Source organism: Hymenobacter artigasi (assembly GCF_012275535.1).
In the GTDB taxonomy this organism is placed as follows: Bacteria; Bacteroidota; Bacteroidia; order Cytophagales; family Hymenobacteraceae; genus Hymenobacter; species Hymenobacter artigasi.
This window is the reverse complement of sequence record NZ_JAAVTK010000005.1, coordinates 264,196-279,149: the sequence shown is the minus strand read 5'-3', so window position 1 is coordinate 279,149 and position 14,954 is coordinate 264,196. Positions and strand designations below refer to the sequence as shown.

Annotated in this window: 14 protein-coding genes; 6 read left to right on the top strand and 8 right to left on the bottom strand. The window is 58.0% G+C overall.

Annotated features, from left to right (window positions below; genetic code table 11):
* Window positions 1–635: 635 nt before the first annotated feature.
* Entirely contained in the window at window positions 636–998 is a 363-nt protein-coding gene (locus tag HBN54_RS11030; protein ID WP_168673246.1) for a transposase, read from the bottom strand.
* Between the two features lie 207 nt (window positions 999–1,205).
* Window positions 1,206–1,553, bottom strand: coding sequence for a helix-turn-helix domain-containing protein (locus HBN54_RS11025; protein WP_168673245.1), 348 nt, complete (start codon window positions 1,551–1,553; stop codon window positions 1,206–1,208).
* Between the two features lie 951 nt (window positions 1,554–2,504).
* On the opposite strand from HBN54_RS11025, the gene HBN54_RS11020 reads away from it, so the two are divergent.
* The 3 genes from HBN54_RS11020 to HBN54_RS23510 all read left to right on the top strand — a co-directional run bounded on the left by HBN54_RS11020 (window position 2,505) and on the right by HBN54_RS23510 (window position 4,575).
* Window positions 2,505–3,542 carry a replication initiation protein gene (locus HBN54_RS11020; RefSeq protein ID WP_168673244.1) on the top strand — a complete coding sequence of 346 codons (1,038 nt, stop codon included), beginning with the start codon at window positions 2,505–2,507 and terminating at the stop codon, window positions 3,540–3,542.
* Between the two features lie 106 nt (window positions 3,543–3,648).
* Window positions 3,649–4,032 (top strand): IS1 family transposase, encoded by a 384-nt coding sequence (locus HBN54_RS11015; RefSeq protein WP_168673243.1) that lies wholly within the window; start codon window positions 3,649–3,651, stop codon window positions 4,030–4,032.
* Between the two features lie 135 nt (window positions 4,033–4,167).
* Window positions 4,168–4,575, top strand: a complete 408-nt coding sequence (locus tag HBN54_RS23510; protein ID WP_382214695.1) for a replication initiation protein — start codon at window positions 4,168–4,170, stop codon at window positions 4,573–4,575.
* Window positions 4,576–4,836: 261 nt separating this feature from the next.
* Here the strand turns inward: HBN54_RS23510 and HBN54_RS11000 are convergent, their stop codons facing one another.
* The 6 genes from HBN54_RS11000 to HBN54_RS10975 form a co-directional block, all read right to left on the bottom strand.
* The gene (locus HBN54_RS11000) at window positions 4,837–5,265 is read right to left on the bottom strand and encodes a hypothetical protein (protein ID WP_168673240.1); all 429 of its coding nucleotides are present in this window, start codon (window positions 5,263–5,265) and stop codon (window positions 4,837–4,839) included.
* Window positions 5,262–6,026 carry a ParA family protein gene (locus tag HBN54_RS10995; RefSeq protein WP_168673239.1) on the bottom strand — a complete coding sequence of 255 codons (765 nt, stop codon included), beginning with the start codon at window positions 6,024–6,026 and terminating at the stop codon, window positions 5,262–5,264. Before HBN54_RS10995 ends, HBN54_RS11000 begins: the two co-directional genes overlap by 4 nt.
* Before the next feature lie 358 nt (window positions 6,027–6,384).
* A complete protein-coding gene (locus HBN54_RS10990) occupies window positions 6,385–6,786 on the bottom strand; it encodes a hypothetical protein (RefSeq protein ID WP_168673238.1) in 402 nt (133 codons plus the stop codon).
* A gap of 1,580 nt (window positions 6,787–8,366) precedes the next feature.
* Complete coding sequence (locus HBN54_RS24125) at window positions 8,367–8,567, bottom strand: integrase core domain-containing protein (protein WP_382214699.1); 201 nt, start codon at window positions 8,565–8,567, stop codon at window positions 8,367–8,369.
* A gap of 377 nt (window positions 8,568–8,944) precedes the next feature.
* A complete protein-coding gene (locus HBN54_RS10980; protein WP_168673237.1) occupies window positions 8,945–10,054 on the bottom strand; it encodes a glycoside hydrolase family 43 protein in 1,110 nt (369 codons plus the stop codon).
* A 409-nt stretch (window positions 10,055–10,463) separates the two neighbouring features.
* Window positions 10,464–11,645: a LacI family DNA-binding transcriptional regulator gene (locus HBN54_RS10975; protein ID WP_168673236.1), complete on the bottom strand. Its 1,182-nt coding sequence runs from the start codon at window positions 11,643–11,645 to the stop codon at window positions 10,464–10,466.
* Window positions 11,646–11,980: 335 nt separating this feature from the next.
* On the opposite strand from HBN54_RS10975, the gene uxuA reads away from it, so the two are divergent.
* The 3 genes from uxuA to HBN54_RS10960 are packed head-to-tail and all read left to right on the top strand — an operon-like array spanning window position 11,981 to window position 14,834.
* Window positions 11,981–13,213: a mannonate dehydratase gene (uxuA, locus tag HBN54_RS10970; RefSeq protein WP_168673235.1), complete on the top strand. Its 1,233-nt coding sequence runs from the start codon at window positions 11,981–11,983 to the stop codon at window positions 13,211–13,213.
* Window positions 13,214–13,233: 20 nt separating this feature from the next.
* Window positions 13,234–13,971 carry an alpha-glucuronidase family glycosyl hydrolase gene (locus HBN54_RS10965; protein ID WP_168673234.1) on the top strand — a complete coding sequence of 246 codons (738 nt, stop codon included), beginning with the start codon at window positions 13,234–13,236 and terminating at the stop codon, window positions 13,969–13,971.
* 53 nt (window positions 13,972–14,024) lie between these two features.
* Complete coding sequence (locus HBN54_RS10960; protein ID WP_168673233.1) at window positions 14,025–14,834, top strand: SDR family NAD(P)-dependent oxidoreductase; 810 nt, start codon at window positions 14,025–14,027, stop codon at window positions 14,832–14,834.
* Window positions 14,835–14,954 lie beyond the last annotated feature (120 nt).

Below are 14,954 nucleotides of genomic sequence, written 5' to 3'. Positions count from 1 at the left end.
GGATTTTTGTTTATTCTACGTCAGATAGCTAATTCGGCAGCTTCACGAACCGCGCGTAGTCCAGCAAATGGTACCCAAACCCTCGTTTTGCCGTTCGGACCCTTTCGCTAAACCATTCGTGGTATGAGCCCCAATAAAAGGGAGGCCACAACAACGATGTAGCCGTTATAAAACCCAGCTAAACCACTATGTTCCCCGCTTTTGAGCAGTAGGCAAGCCCCCAAGAACCAAGCTCCGTTAATCAGGAAAGGGACCCCATATTTTAGGAGCGGATGGGCATTTACCACTGGTCGTCAAGTTATAAAGGAGAGGTTGGTTAAAACTGCGGGCGAACGGAGCCTGACAGTAATCAGACAGCTTGCTGAACCCGATACTGCCTGGCGTAGTTTTCGTGGTCAGCCGTTAAACGTTGCTCAGGGCGCCCGCGCGGGGCTAGTGCTTAGTCAGGCAAGTTAGTTGCCCTAATCTTCTGGTAGTGTCGGCCGAGCTTGACGCGGGCTTTTTCCAGAGTGAATTGCCATTTGACCGTGGCCCGGGCCGCATTCCGCTCGGTCACGCAAGCTGCGACGTGAGCGCTGAGTTGCTCCAGGGTGGGGATGCGCTGGTGCAGGCACTGGCGGGCAATAGCAGAGAGTTCAAGTTCCACCATATTGAGCCAGGACGCATTTTTTGGCGTGCAATGCAGTTCGAAGCGCGCGGCCTGGCCGCAGCCTGGCGGGGGGTAGGTGCTGGTAAAAGACGAAGTCGGTGTGGGTATTGAGGTTGTCCTGCACCAGTACAATTTTCTCAGCCTGCGGGTAGGTCGCCGCCAGGCGCTGCAGAAAGCGGCAGTAGTCGGCCCCGGTGCGTTGGGCCGAGACCTCGACCAGGCGCTGGCCCGTGCCCGGCTCGAAAGCGGCCAGCAAACAGGCCGTGCCCTGGCGCACATAGGTGCTGCTCTCGCGCCGGGGCCGCCCGGCCTTGGCCGGTTGGTCGCCCGTGGCGGGTTGGGCCGGCACGGGGCAGCACGCAGGGCCGCTCATCGAAGCAGACGACGGGAAACCGCGGGTCGTAGGGCCGCTCGTAAACGGCCAGCACGTCCTCCATCCTGGCTACGAAGGCGGCGTTTATCGCCCTTAAGCACCAGTGCTGCTGGCGGTGGGGCTGCAGCTCGTTTTTTTAAGTACCTGGCTTACCGTTTCGTGCGAAATCGTGTCCACCAGGCATCATTCCACGGCTTTATCGGCCAGCAGGCGCAGCGTCCAGCGGCTGTGCCCGGTGGGAGCAGGCGTGCAGGCCAGCGCCGTGAGTGCCGCCCGTTGGGGGCCGTCGAGGCGCGGGGGCGTGCCGCTGCGCGGGGCCTCGGCCAGGGCAAATTGCCAGCCGCCTTGCTCATAGCGAGCACGGAGTTGGCTCACGGTCTGGCGGCTTAGGCCAGCCACTTGCCCGGCGGCCTGCTGGCCGATGCCGGTGGCCAGGGCCAGCAGCGCCTGCGCGCGGCGTACGGCCCGCACCGGGCGGCGACCGGTACGCGTGAATGATTCGAGGGCGGACTGGTCAGCAGCCGGCAGCAAAAAGGGAGTGAGGGGACGGGCTACACACCCTCAACGCCAGAACCTGTGTTTTGCTCGTCAACTTGCCTAACTGAGCACTAGGAACCTTTACCACAGTTGACGGAACCTTTATCATACATCGGCGGAACCTCTACCAGTCTTGAGCGGAACTCCTACCATAGTTAGCGGAAGTGTTACCATTTAAGAACGGAACCATTATCACTTTTTAGCGGAACCTTTACCAGAGATAAGCTCACAACTAACTCATCCCCAGTCGGTACGGCGCCCTAGAAGATAGAAGATAGAAGATTAAAGAAAAGAGAAGATGGGGCTTCGCCCATTTTTTTTTTATGATTAAAAAAAAGGGGCCTGCCTGCTCGCATTTTCAAGCGAAAGCTTTTAAGAAAAAGAGTCGGCGGGTCCTGCGCGAACGAAGCTCCGCAAGCTGGCCGACCGATGTATGTACATTAATTTTTGCTCTGAAGTATTTTCTCCTTGTTGTCAATCTCGTAAAAATGACCCTAGCTGGCACCGATGGAGCATGTATGGTAAAGGTTCCGCCAACTGTGGTAGAGGTTCCGGTATGTATGGTAAAGGTTCCGCTAACTGTGGTAACCGTAATCTATCTATGGTAAAGGTTCCGCCAACTGTGGTAGGAGTTCCGCTTGGAACAATGGGCAAAGAGTAAGTCCATCTATGGTAAAGGTTCCGCCAACTGTGGTAAAGGTTCCGCTTAGAATAACGGGTAAAGAATAAACCTATCTATGGTAAAGGTTCCGCCAACTGTGGTAGGAGTTCCGCTTGGAATAATGGGTAAAGAGTAAGGCTATGTATGGTAAAGGTTCCGACAAGTATGGTAAGGACCCGGCTGAAAAAGGCCAATGCGTATCATGTATGGTAATTGAGTGTTTAATTACCATAGTTAAAAGACTCTTGTTATCTTTACACTTATTAGTCTGACAACTCCGCCTAATGGATACTACCCCAGCGCGCAACGACGTTATATTCCAGCACAACAACCTCATTCGCACCAACCTTCACATGGGCGAGCTAGAAGCCCGCATCATGGTCATGGCTCTCCAGGGCATCCATCAGAATGACGAGGGGCCGCTCCCGCCCATACGCTTGAAGATTACTGATATCTACCCTGATGCCGGAGGCAAGGCCTACCGCTTGGTGGGCGCCGCGTGCAAGGCTCTTTACGAACATGACCTGCGACTGGTGCCGGTGGGCTCTAACCCCCAGAACAGTGAGTACCGCACCCGTATCGTTTCCGATATCGGCATCGACGCCGGTACGGGCTTGGTAACCGGCAACTTCGCCCCGAAGATTCGCCCTTACCTCATGGAAATCACTAAGGTGGTTGAAGGCAGCAAGCCCGGCTTCACCTCAGCCGATGTGAAGAAGCTACTTGTCATCAAGAATGCTAACTCCCAGCGGCTCTACTGGATTCTCAAATCATATCAGTCGCTGGGTTCCAAAGAAATCGCGCTCGACAAACTCCAGGACTATCTTTTTGAAGGTAATAGCCCCTACGGGAAATGGGGCGACTTCAACCGCTATGTGCTGGAGGTCGCCGTTAAGCAACTCGGGGCCGAGGACGTAGGTTTTCCCTTCTCCTATGAGGCCGTCAAAACAGGAAAGAAGGTTACGGCCATCAAGTTCGCCCTCCCGCCGCCGGAGCGGCCCGAAAAGTCCGAGCGCACCAAAAACCGGCTTGGCCAGGGCCTGCCGGTACAGGACGACGCTGGCTTTGAAGCCTTCCTGGCTCAGTTTGATGACCGCCGTAAACTTACCTATAGCTTGCTGCTTGAGGACGGTATCGACAAGCCGATGGCCCAGCGCATTTTACAACTTGTGGCGCCCAACGACGATGCCCTGAAAAAAGTAGTCGCTGCCCGTAAAGCCGGCAACTTGGCCAAACAGGCTGGCAAACTCATGTGCCCGCTTCCGGCTTTTATCATAACCGAACTTCAGGGCCGCTTCCCAAGTCTAAAGTCGAAGAAGTAACAGCTGGAAAGCTGCTCTGAGAACGGAAAAGTACCCCTGCCTTGGTGCGTTCCTGTATCGCGTGGCGCTTGGGACTGGAACAGGCAGCCTTACCGCCCGCTGACCGGTGGGTCGAGGACGTGGTGGCGATGCTGCTCGGTGGCTGTGGCTGGTTATTGAGCGGACCCGGCGGCGCATCGTGGGCTGGACGCTGGGCAGCCGGGGTCAAGCGCCCCTGCGCCAGTTGTGGCAGTCGCGGCCGGTGCATTACCGCCGGCATTGTTGGTTCTTCACCGACGAGTGGAAAGCCTACGCCAAGGTGCTGCCGCGGTGGCAGCACCGGCCCAGCCCCAAAGGCGGGGGGCAGACCAGCATCGTCGAGGCTATTAATTGTTCCCTGCGCCAGCGTTGCGGCGTGCTCGTGCGCAAGTCCTGCTCGTTCAGCAAATCCTTGGCCATGCACACCGCCCGAATTAAAATCGTAATTGATAATTATAATCTCACCCTATAATAGACCACCGCTAATATTTGTAATACTTTGCTGTCTCAAGCTTCTACCCTCCCCCACCCCACCATGCAGGTTTCCTTATTCGACCCGCCGAAACCCGACACCGTCAGCAAGTTGGTCGTACAATGAAACGATTTGGTGAACGCCCGGTTTGCGCTCACCACCTTGGAGATGCGACTGTTCATGGCTACGCTCTCGCGCATTCAATGCGACGATACGGAGTTCAGTGAGATGCGCATCCCGGTCACGAAGGTGGTGGCCCTTTCGGGTCGGCGGCCGAGTAGCAACGATTATCAGCAACTCAAAGACATGTGTGCCCTACTGGCTTCACGGGTGTTGTACATCGAGTGTCCCAGCAAGAAAAAAGCGGTTAACAAGGCTGCAGAGGACACACCCAGCTTTTCCAACCCGCCGCTCATGGCCTACGCGGACTACAGCAGTGAGGAGCGGTCGCTGGTGGTGCGGTTCAACGACCGGGTGCGCGACCACCTGCTGCAGCTCAACGAGGGTAACTTTACGCAGGCTCAGCTGCTGCAGCTGCTCTAGCTCAAAAGTGCCCACTCCTACCGAATTTATTGGTTGCTGAAGCAGTATGGCAGCTTCGGTACCCGGACGCCCTTGGTGCACGACCTCAAGCGGCTGTTGGGCTTGGAAGGGCAATGCAAGCAGTTTGCCTTGTTCAAGCTGCGCGTTCTGTTCTTCGTTGCCTTGAACCCAATAGCGGGCGGTAGCCGCCATAAACGCATCCAGGAGCATGTTCCCTAATGGCTGCCCGCGACCATCGCACCGCAAAGCCCAGCGCAGTGGTTACAGAAACGGATATTTTTTCCGCAACACGGTCAGGACCTTGGGGGGCAAGGGCCGGGAAGCTTCCTCTTTCCCCTCGAAATAAGCCGTCAGCGCTGCTTCCAGAATCTCCTGAATATTCTCGCCGCCGTACGTTGCCAGTTGCTGAAGCTTCAGGTAAGTAGCCGCTTCCAGCTTATTGGAAAAGACAATCTTTTCCGGCTTGATATCTTTATCGTAAAGACTGTCTTTATTGGAAAGATTGGCTTGTTTGCCGGCATCCTGCATTGCCAAAGTCGGCTCCGACTTAGCGACGCCAGCCTCATTAGCCGGGCGAATAGTGCCGGCATTAGGCCACAGGGCCTGGTCGGGATTGACACCCTGAGGAGAAACCCCCGTAATGTCGGCTACAACGGTGGTGGCGAAACTGGGGCGGGGCTGCTTGCTCATTGGGCAATCCGGGTTAAAATTTCTTCGGTGAGAGCCAGGTAGTCGTGCGCGCTGTTGGATTCGGGGGCATGGGCGTGAATGCTCTTTTTCAGGGCCACCGCTTCCACCAGTTTGGCGTTGATGCGAATGGACGTGTCCGTTAGAAGGCCTTTCACGCGCGGCTGCTGCGCCAGTTCCGCCGCAAAATCGTGGTACACCTGCCCCCGGTAACTCGGATGGTACTGCGTCAGAAAAACGCCCTTCAGCTCCAGCGCCGGGTTGAAATTGTCCCGCACAGCTTCCAGCATATCAAGTAGCTTGTAGAAGCCGGCGAATGCGAATGGGTCGGGGCGCATGGGAGCCAGCACGTAATGGGCCGCAGTCAGGCTCATCACCGTCATCGGGCCCATCGAAGGCGGCGTATCGATGATGACATAATCGAATTGGCCCTGCAAACCCGCCAACTGCCGGCGCAGCAGGTTGGGATGGGTCGCATCGGCCCCAATCATGCGCTCGAGTGGGCTCAGCTCAGGCCGGGAGCCTATCAGGCTCAGCTTATCCCCCACGGGCTGCACCACCTCGGCCAACGTCGCCTCGCCCCGCAAAACCATGCACAGGTTCGGGGCCTGCACGCCGGCAAAGGTGGAGGTGAGGTTGCTTTGCGGGTCACAGTCGATGAGCAGCACCCGGTGCCCAAGCAGCACCAGCGAGTGGCCAATGCCAAGCGCGGAAGTCGTTTTCCCTACCCCACCCTTGTGCTGGGCAATTGCAATGACTTTCATCTTTAAGAATTGATGTACAGACTATCTTGATGCAAAGATGGTAAAGTTTAGCTTTATATAAAACAGGTCTTTACAGTCTTGATGTATATATTATCTTTATTTTTTAAATAAATCTTTGGTATAAAGGCCATTGGATGAAAAATTTTCCCCCGAAAAAAAGCCACCATCTGCTCTTGAGCTTGTCTTTATGGGCTTTTTGTCTTTATGTCTTTATAAAAATAAACTGGTAGCCTATGCGAAATGCTCCGTTTTATTTCACTACGATACAGGGGAGATTTTTCCCCACTTAAGGTCATTATCGACCCTTTTATCCTGTTTAACCCGTTACCTAGGTTAGCCACAGAACGGGTCGTAAAACCTAATGGCCGTGCGCAGGGTGGGTTCTCATGAATGGTGAATGGGCTAGCCAGACTTCCGCCGCCGGCTCATTCGGCAATTCGTGCCACTCAAAAACATCCCATTTCAATGCCGTCGGCAAGCTGGCCTGCCAGTCGGTCTGCCAGTCGGTCTGCCAGTCGGCGAGTGGTATGGGCGGAGCCACGAACGCCACCCGTAAGGAGGCTGCGGACGCGAGTTGCAAGCCCGCCTGGATAAAGCCGTCCACTAATCCCCGGCGTAGCAAGAGCACGTTGATGTTTTCCACGTGTCGAAGATTGACCAGCCAGCAGGAGCAGCGATTCTTAAGCACCAGCTGTAGCATCAGGGTGCTGAGTTCGCGGACCTGATAGTTGGAAATGAAGCGACCCAGGGAGCTGCGCACTACCCTGATTTTTTCGGAATAAAACGCCCGAGCATACAGTCGGTTGCGCTGCCACTCCAGCTTGCCCGCTACCAGCTAAACGGCCTGCCAAAGGCAATAACGATTCCAGTCGGCCGGCGCTAGCTGGTGACGCAGGTACCAATCACGCGCGTAAAGGCGCCAGCTCGCGTACAGGTTGCTGCCCCATCTACCCGGCTCCGGCTCCCCGACCACCGGTGGGGATTCGGGCAGTCCGCGACGTACCCAGTCCTGGCGCTGGTAGGGCTCCAGTTACAAAGGGAACGCCGAGAAACCTGTGCGCAGCGCCTGCTGCCACTGCTCAAACAAACCGGTCGGAGGGACGTGCACCAATCCCCGGGCTTATTCAACTAACTGCTCCAGGCGAAGTGCCAACTCGACAGGCAGGGGGCCCGGGTCTGCCGCGGCCACGCCGGGGTGGGCCGCAGTGTTGGCCGTAAAGTGCTGGTAATAGTAAATCCGGCCCGCCGTTGTCAGGCTGTACGTAGGCTATCCTTCCACCAGACGTTCCTGATTTGCCTGCCCGAGCACTTTTTGCGACGGGGCGCTTCGTTCGAGTCGGCTGAAAACTTCGCCACTGGCATAGGCCGGCACTTGGTGCATGGCGTTGGGGTGGCGGTGCCACAACTGCGCCAGTAGCTGCCAGGTGGCCCGGTCCAGCACTTTGGTGGGGTTCGGGGCACGTACTTCCCCCGTCAGCTGCCGGGCGAGCTTGCGGCAGATGGTAGTGCATGGTTGGGGGCGAGCCGGTCACTACGTAGGGCAACTGGTCTTCTACTTCCAGCAGGCCCCGCTGGGCCAGTGCCCGCCAGGTGCTGCCGGTGCCCTCGCTGACGAGCTTGGCATCGCGACTGGCCAACTGTTCGCGAAGGGGGGTAGGGGGCAGTCATAGCCAATGTTCCCTTCAGGCAACGGCTCGTGCAGGGGGGGGGGCACACAATCGGCGGGTAGGCGCAGGGGTAGCTCGTCAGGGATGATGAGCCGGAAGCGGCTTTCTACGGCCGGGACGGTATCGACCATTGACAGCGCCTTAACCCCTAATTCGCCTACTTAATCCCTCCCCGGGCGAAGCGGCCGCAACGCGATGCCCTGGCGCAGGCTGGGGAACAGCTACTACCGAGCCGCCAATTCCAGTAGGGGAGGCAATGCTCCAAGTACTCCCCAGCAGTTACTGCCCCAAGTCCCGGCTTTATGCGTGCAAGGGCCGCTGTTGGAGATGTACTGGCGGACAGCGTGACACACCGGTGTTCTGCCTACCTATATTTTCGGAGGAGTTGGTCGGCCTCCGCCATGCGCTCGTTGCCGGGGTGAAGCCAGCATTATTTGAACCGACAGCGGGTTTTGAAAGCATGGCGTCCCGGCTGCATTTAACGCCAATGCACGCCTAAACAGCTACTGCTATAAACCGAAGAAAAGTAAAAGAAGAAGTTTGGAAAAACGGAAAAATCCTGAAATAAGCAATGTAGGTCTGGGGAGATGAGCAGTGTCGAACCCGTAAATGGGAATCGACAGGCAAGGGGAAAGAATCTAAAAATGGAACGACCATCTTTGAGGTGGTCCATTTACGCTGGACAATTTAGGACAGTAGTTTGAAGTAGTTGTTGGTGTGTGTGATAGGGCATCTGATAACCGATGCTGAAGTGCAGGCGCTCGTGATTATACCAGTCAAAATAGTCGGCGACGCTGGCCTGGGCGTCGGCCACCTCGGCAAAAACCGGCCACTCGCGCCCTTCGAGCACCTCGGTTTTGAGCCGGGACCACAGGCTTTCGGCTTGGGCATTATCGTAGCAGTCGCAGCGGCGGCTCTGCGAGCGCAGGGCCCCGTGCTGGCGGAGCAGGGCACGGTAGACATTGCCACAGTACTGCCCGCCCTACCGGGTACGACCCCGGTCGGAGTGGACGACCAGGCCCGGGGTGGGCGGCTGGCCGAAAAAAGCCCGCTGCAAGGCGGTGGTCACCAGTTCTTCGGGCATACTTGCGCCCACGCGCCAGCCGACCACGTGCTTGGTGCTCATATCCTGAAAGGCACAGAAGTAGGCCCTACCGGGTACGACCCAGTTGCCGTTGGCCTGGGTGGGCTTGGGCTGGTCGAGCAGCGGCCTGCAATAGCCCTGGCTTGTTTCAGCACGCGTGGCCCGGTTTAGGGCGTGATGGTCTCAATGGCGCCGTCGGCCCGGCGCTTCAGTTCGGTGACCTTGATGTTGCGAAGCCAGGTTTTCCCGGAGAGTTGGGTGTCGTGGTAGAAGATGTACCACTTGTCTTTGATAGGCACAATGGAATGGTGCGTGGTCCAGCCCTGCACGGGCTGCATGATGACGCCCTGGTAGGTGAATGGGCCGGTGGGCGAGCTGCCGGTAGCATACACCAGCAGGTGAGTGTCGCCGGTGGAGTAGGAGAAGTAGTACTTGCCGTTGTACTTGTGCATCCAGCCGCCTTCGAAGAAGCGGCGGTTGGTGTCGCTGGCCTGCAGCGGCTTGCCGTTCTCGTCCAGAATCACAACTTCCTCCACCGGGCCCTCAAATCGCTTCATGTCCGGGCTGAGCTTGGCCATGCGCGCGTTGAGAGCGGGCACGGCGGTGCTGGGCTCTTTCTCGGCGGCGTTGGGGTTGTACGTCCCGCCTTGCCAGCGCTGGAGTTGGCCACCCCAAAGGCCCCCGAAGTACATGTAGGCCTCGCCGTCGGAGTCGGTAAACACGGCAGGGTCGATGCTGAAGCTGCCGGCAATGGGCGCGGGCTCCGCTTTGAAGGGGCCGGTGGGCGACTTGCTGGTGGCTACGCCGATGCGGAAAACATCCTGCTTGTCCTTCACCGGGAAGTAGAGGTAGTACGTGCCGTTTTTGAAGGCGGCGTCGGGGGCCCACAACTGCCGGCCGGCCCAGGGAATGTCCTTGATGTCGAGCCCCACGCCGTGGTCGGTCACCTTGCCGTTGATGCTGTCCATGGACAGAATGTGGTAGTCGCGCATGGCGAAATGGTCGCCCTTGTCATTCTCCGCAATTCCGGCTTCGATGTCGTGCGACGGGTAGATGTAAATCTTGCCCTCAAACACGTGGGCTGAAGGGTCGGCGGTGTAGATATCCCGTACCAACGGTTCGGACAGGGGCTTTTTGGCCGCGGTGGGGTTGACCTGCGCAGTTTCAGCAGTGGCCGGGGTCTCTTGCGTGGAATTGTTGCTTTGGCAGGTGCCTATTAAAGCCAGGGAAGCGGCCAGTATGGGCGCCGAAACGGTTGCTTTGAAACAAGTGAGCATGGGGAATTTTAAGGTAGGAAAGCAGTACCAGGAAATAGCAAAAACGGGTCGTAGGCCATTATATCAGCCAGACTATTGTGTAAATATAGAAGCGCCTTTTTCCTGCACAACTATTTGATAGATAGATGATTTTAAGGCTAAGCTACCGGTACCGTTTGCGATAGGTGGCCAAAACCATCGGTGCCCGGTCCGTTTATTAGGCCTGCGGCAGACAACTGTTTTTCGGACAGGTGCTTTAATCAGCAGGCTGCCAGTTGCCGCTGCCCCGGACGTTTTTCAATCTGTCAAGGACACTTCCCCAAAAACTGCCATACGCGCCGGAGGGTACTGGTTCTTACGCTTTGAAGGGAGGGAGTTGCCGCCTCCGCATCGAGCCGATTTTGGAACTGAACCATACCGGCTCACACTTCTAAATAGACAGCCGAAATGATTTGCCCAGGCCTTTCAGCGATGAGCCACGAATGACCAACTCGCCGGTAATAACGAACGTGCGGGGCTTGAAATCTTCTTTCTGGCGCACCTGCTCCAGGAAAAGCCGAGCCGCCTGCTGGCCAATGCGGTGGGGGTGGAGGTTGACTGTAGTCAGGCCAGGCTCTATCATGGAAGCCATAAACTCATCGCCAAAGCCCACCACGGCAATGTCGTCGGGTACGCGCAGACCACGTTTTTTGAGGGCCACCAGCAGGTCGAAGGCGTTGGTGTAGTTGATGGCGAAAATGGCGTCGGGCGGCTCGGGTAGGGCCAGCCAAGCATCGAGGGTGGCTTCGGCTTCTTCGGTCCGAAAGTCGATATGCACCTCGTATTCGGGGCGCAGGGGCAGCTGGTAGCGCTTGAGGGCGTGCTGGTAGCCGGCCAGCCGGTTGCGGCTGATGAGCAGCGACTCGGGCCCGGCCAGGATGGCAATGTGCCGGGCGCCCTGCTGAATGAGGTGCTCCGTCACGTTGTAAGCCCCGTTCCAGTCGTCGAGAATGACCTTGGCGCTTTCTACTTCGTTGCTCACGCGGTCGAAATGCACCACAGGCACGCCCCGGCAGGCGGCGGGTTTCACGTGGTCGAAGTTCTCGGTTTCGCGGGAATGGCAGATGAGCAGGCCGTCGACACGGCTGGCCACCAGGGCCTGCACGTTGCTCACCTCCGTCTCATATGATTCCTTCGACTGACAAATCATAACCTGGTAGCCCGCCTCGGAGGCCACGGACTGAATGCCGCTCACCACGGTCGCAAAAAACGGCCGCTCAATGTCCGGAATGATAACACCCAGCGTGTGCGTTTCCCGGCTTTTAAGGCTCTGGGCCAGTAGGTTGGGGTGGTAGTCCATCTGTCGTGCTACGTCCAGAATGGCCTGACGCGTTACGGGACTGATGTCGGTGTGCCCGTTCAGCGCCCGCGACACCGTGGAGGAAGCCACGCCAACGGCTTTGGCCACGTCGCCGATGGTGGTTTGGCTGCGGCGGCGCTCGGTGAGCTGCCCGGCGGGCTTTTCTTCCGTGAAGTGGTAGTCGCAGGCTTTGCACAGAAAACGCTGGCGGCCTCTCACGAAGCCGGCTTTCAGAACCGAGCTACTCAGCTTGCATTTGACGCAGGTTATCATCTTGATTTGTACTTTTTTTATAAAAAGACCTTTTTCGACACCAATTTTCACCTATGCTTTATCTACTTGTTCAAAGGTAATACACAAATTATTTTTCAGAGTATCACCCGAAATAAAAACTATCGGTAACGATTCCGGAATCGTTACCGATAGTTTTTATGCGAAAAATAAGTGTTTGGGCACTTTTTGGGGTGTTGATATAGCGGTAACATGATGTACTTTCGGTAAGAAGTTCAGAAAAGGTGTTTCCGGAAACTTTTCGGGGATGCTACTCAACCAGACGACTGCCGATACAAGTAAATTGTATTCTGACGAAGAATCTTATGCTACACACCATGCGTTGGTTCGGTCCTCACGACCCCGTTTCGCTTTTCGATATCCGGCAGGCCGGGTGCGCGGGAATCGTGACGGCCCTGCATCAGCTGCCCGTGGGCGCGGTGTGGCCCGTGAGCGAAATCCAGGCGCGCCAGCAACTCATTGAAGTCAACAACGACTCGCATTCGCCCCTGGGTTGGGTGGTAGTGGAAAGCCTGCCGGTGCACGAAGACATTAAAAAAGGGCGGCCTTCTCGCGAGTCGTACATAGCGAACTACAAAGCCTCGCTGCGCAACCTGGCCGCCTGCGGCATCCGGACGGTGTGCTACAACTTCATGCCGATGCTGGATTGGTCGCGCACTAACCTGCGCTACGAAATGCCCGACGGCTCCCTGGCCCTGCGCTTTGTGTGGCAGGATTTCGCCGTGTTCGACCTTTGCATTCTGCAGCGCCCCGGGGCTGCAAACGACTACGAGCCCGCCGTGGTCGAGGCCGCCCGCCAGCAATTTGCCGCCATGAGTGCCGAGGAAGCTGCGGCGCTGACCAACACGGTGCTCCTGGGCTTGCCCGGCTCTGAAGAAGCTTTTGAGCTGTCGGGCTTTCAGGATTTGCTGAACGAATACGCCACCATCGATGCCGCGGCCCTGCGCGAGAACCTGCACTATTTCATCCGCGAAGTGGCTCCCGTAGCTGAAGAGCTTGGCATTGGTCTTTGCATTCACCCCGATGACCCGCCTTATCCGCTACTGGGCCTGCCCCGCGTGGTGAGCACCGCGGCCGACATCGAGCAGCTGTTCGCTGCCTGCAACGTGCCGGCCAACGGCCTCACGTTCTGCACGGGCTCCTTGGGCGTGCGGGCCGATAATGACCTGCCCGCCATTGCCCGTCAGTTTGCCTCGCGCATTCACTTCATACACCTGCGGGCCACCAAGCGCGAGGAAAACCCCCGCAACTTCCACGAGGCCGACCACCTGACCGGCGACGTGGACATGTACGCCGTGGTGCGCGAGCTGGTGCTGGAAGAGCAGCGCCGCCGCCTGAACGGAGCGCGGACTTCCCAGATTCCGATGCGCCCCGACCACGGCCACCAGATGCTCGACGACCTCCACAAAAAAACCTACCCCGGCTACTCGGCCATTGGCCGTCTGCGCGGGCTAGCCGAGCTGCGCGGCCTGGAATACGGCATCCGGCGCGGCCTGGCAGCAGAAGCGCCGCCTGCCACCCTCCGCCACGCCGCCTCCCTCTCCGCCTAGCCCTTCCCAAATCCCACCCCATGTTGCTCCGGTCTTTCCTGCTACCGTTGGCATTTGTCGCCGCCTCGCCTCGCAGCAAGGCCGCCGACGGCTACATGCTGTGGCAGAAGTATGACCTGATTACGGACGTAGCCCAGCGCAATGCCTACCGGCAAGCTGCCCAATACATTGCTGTCGAAGGGAGCACCTCTGCCGTGCTTAGAACCGCCGTCAGCGAGTTGCAGCGCGGGTTGCAGGGGTTGCTGGACCAGCCGGTGCCGCTGGTGGCCCAGCCCCAGGCAAGTAGTACCAACCGCGGAATTTCTTTAATCGTAAGCCCGACTGCAAACGTTGCCGGAATTACAATTACTCAGACCACCGACGGTTACCGCATTTCCAGCCAGGGCCGCGACGTGGTGTTGACGGGTAGGAGCGGGGCCGGCGTGCTTTACGGCGTGTACGCGCTGCTGCGGCACCTACAAACCGGCCAGTCGTTGGCCAACCTGACGCAGGCCAGCAACCCGCGCATTCAGTACCGCCTGCTCAATCATTGGGACAATCCTAACGGCACCGTGGAGCGCGGCTACGCGGGCTCTTCCATCTGGAAATGGTACGAGCTGCCCGAGCGGCTCGACCCACGCTACACTGATTATGCCCGCGCCAACGCGTCCATCGGCATCAACAGGTTGGCCATCAATAACGTGAACGCCAGCGCCCGCTACCTCACGCCGGAATATTTGCAGAAAGTGAAGGCCCTGGCGGGTGTATTTCGGCCCTAATCTGGTGGACTTCTATCAACTGAAATAGCTTCTTCGCTGCAACGCTTATCAACATGGAGAACCAAGTACATACATCCGGCGCGGCCATCGCCGACCTTCCTCACCCCGCCAACGTCTTTTCGTTGGATGGCAAGCTGGCGCTGATAACCGGCGGAGGTACCGGCATTGGGCTGGAAATAGCCCGCTGCATGACCGAAGCCGGCGCCACGGTGGTCATCACCGGCCGGCGCGAGGAAGTGTTGCGCGATGCCGTGGAACACCTGGGCGAGTCGGCGCAGTACCTCGTCAACGACGTCACCGACCTGTCTTCCATCGAGGGGCTGGTGGCCCGGATAGAAGCCACCCACGGCCCGCTGGACATTCTGGTAAACAACGCCGGCATCAACCTCAAAAAACCCGCGCTGGAAGTAACCGACGATGAATTCAGCCGCATTCTGCACACCAACCTTCACTCGGTATTTGCCCTCACGCGGGCCTGTGCCACCCGAATGGTGGCCCGCCGCAAAGGCGTTATTCTGATGATTTCCTCGATGGCCGCTTACTACGGCATCGACCGGGTGGTGGCCTACGCGGCCTCCAAATCGGCGGTTGAAGGCATGGTGAAGGTTCTGGCCTCCGAGTTTTCGGGCCACGGCGTGCGAGTGAATGCCATCGCGCCTGGCTTCATCGAAACGGCCATGAGCCGCACGGCCATGAACTCCGACCCCGACCGCCGCGACCGGGCCATGCGCCGCACCCCCATGGGCAAATTCGGCCAGCCCGAAGACATCGGGAACGCGGCCGTTTTCCTCGCCTCCGAGGCGGCCCGCTACATCACCGGCGCGTCGCTGCCCGTGGATGGCGGCAACTCCATCGGCTTCTGATTCTGCCTCTTAGTTAACCAAAAAAACCCACCACAAAACCCACTCATTCATCATGCGAGTACCTTTATCTGTCATTGCGCCACGGCCGTTACGGCCGCTAGCGCCAGTTATGGGAGCGGT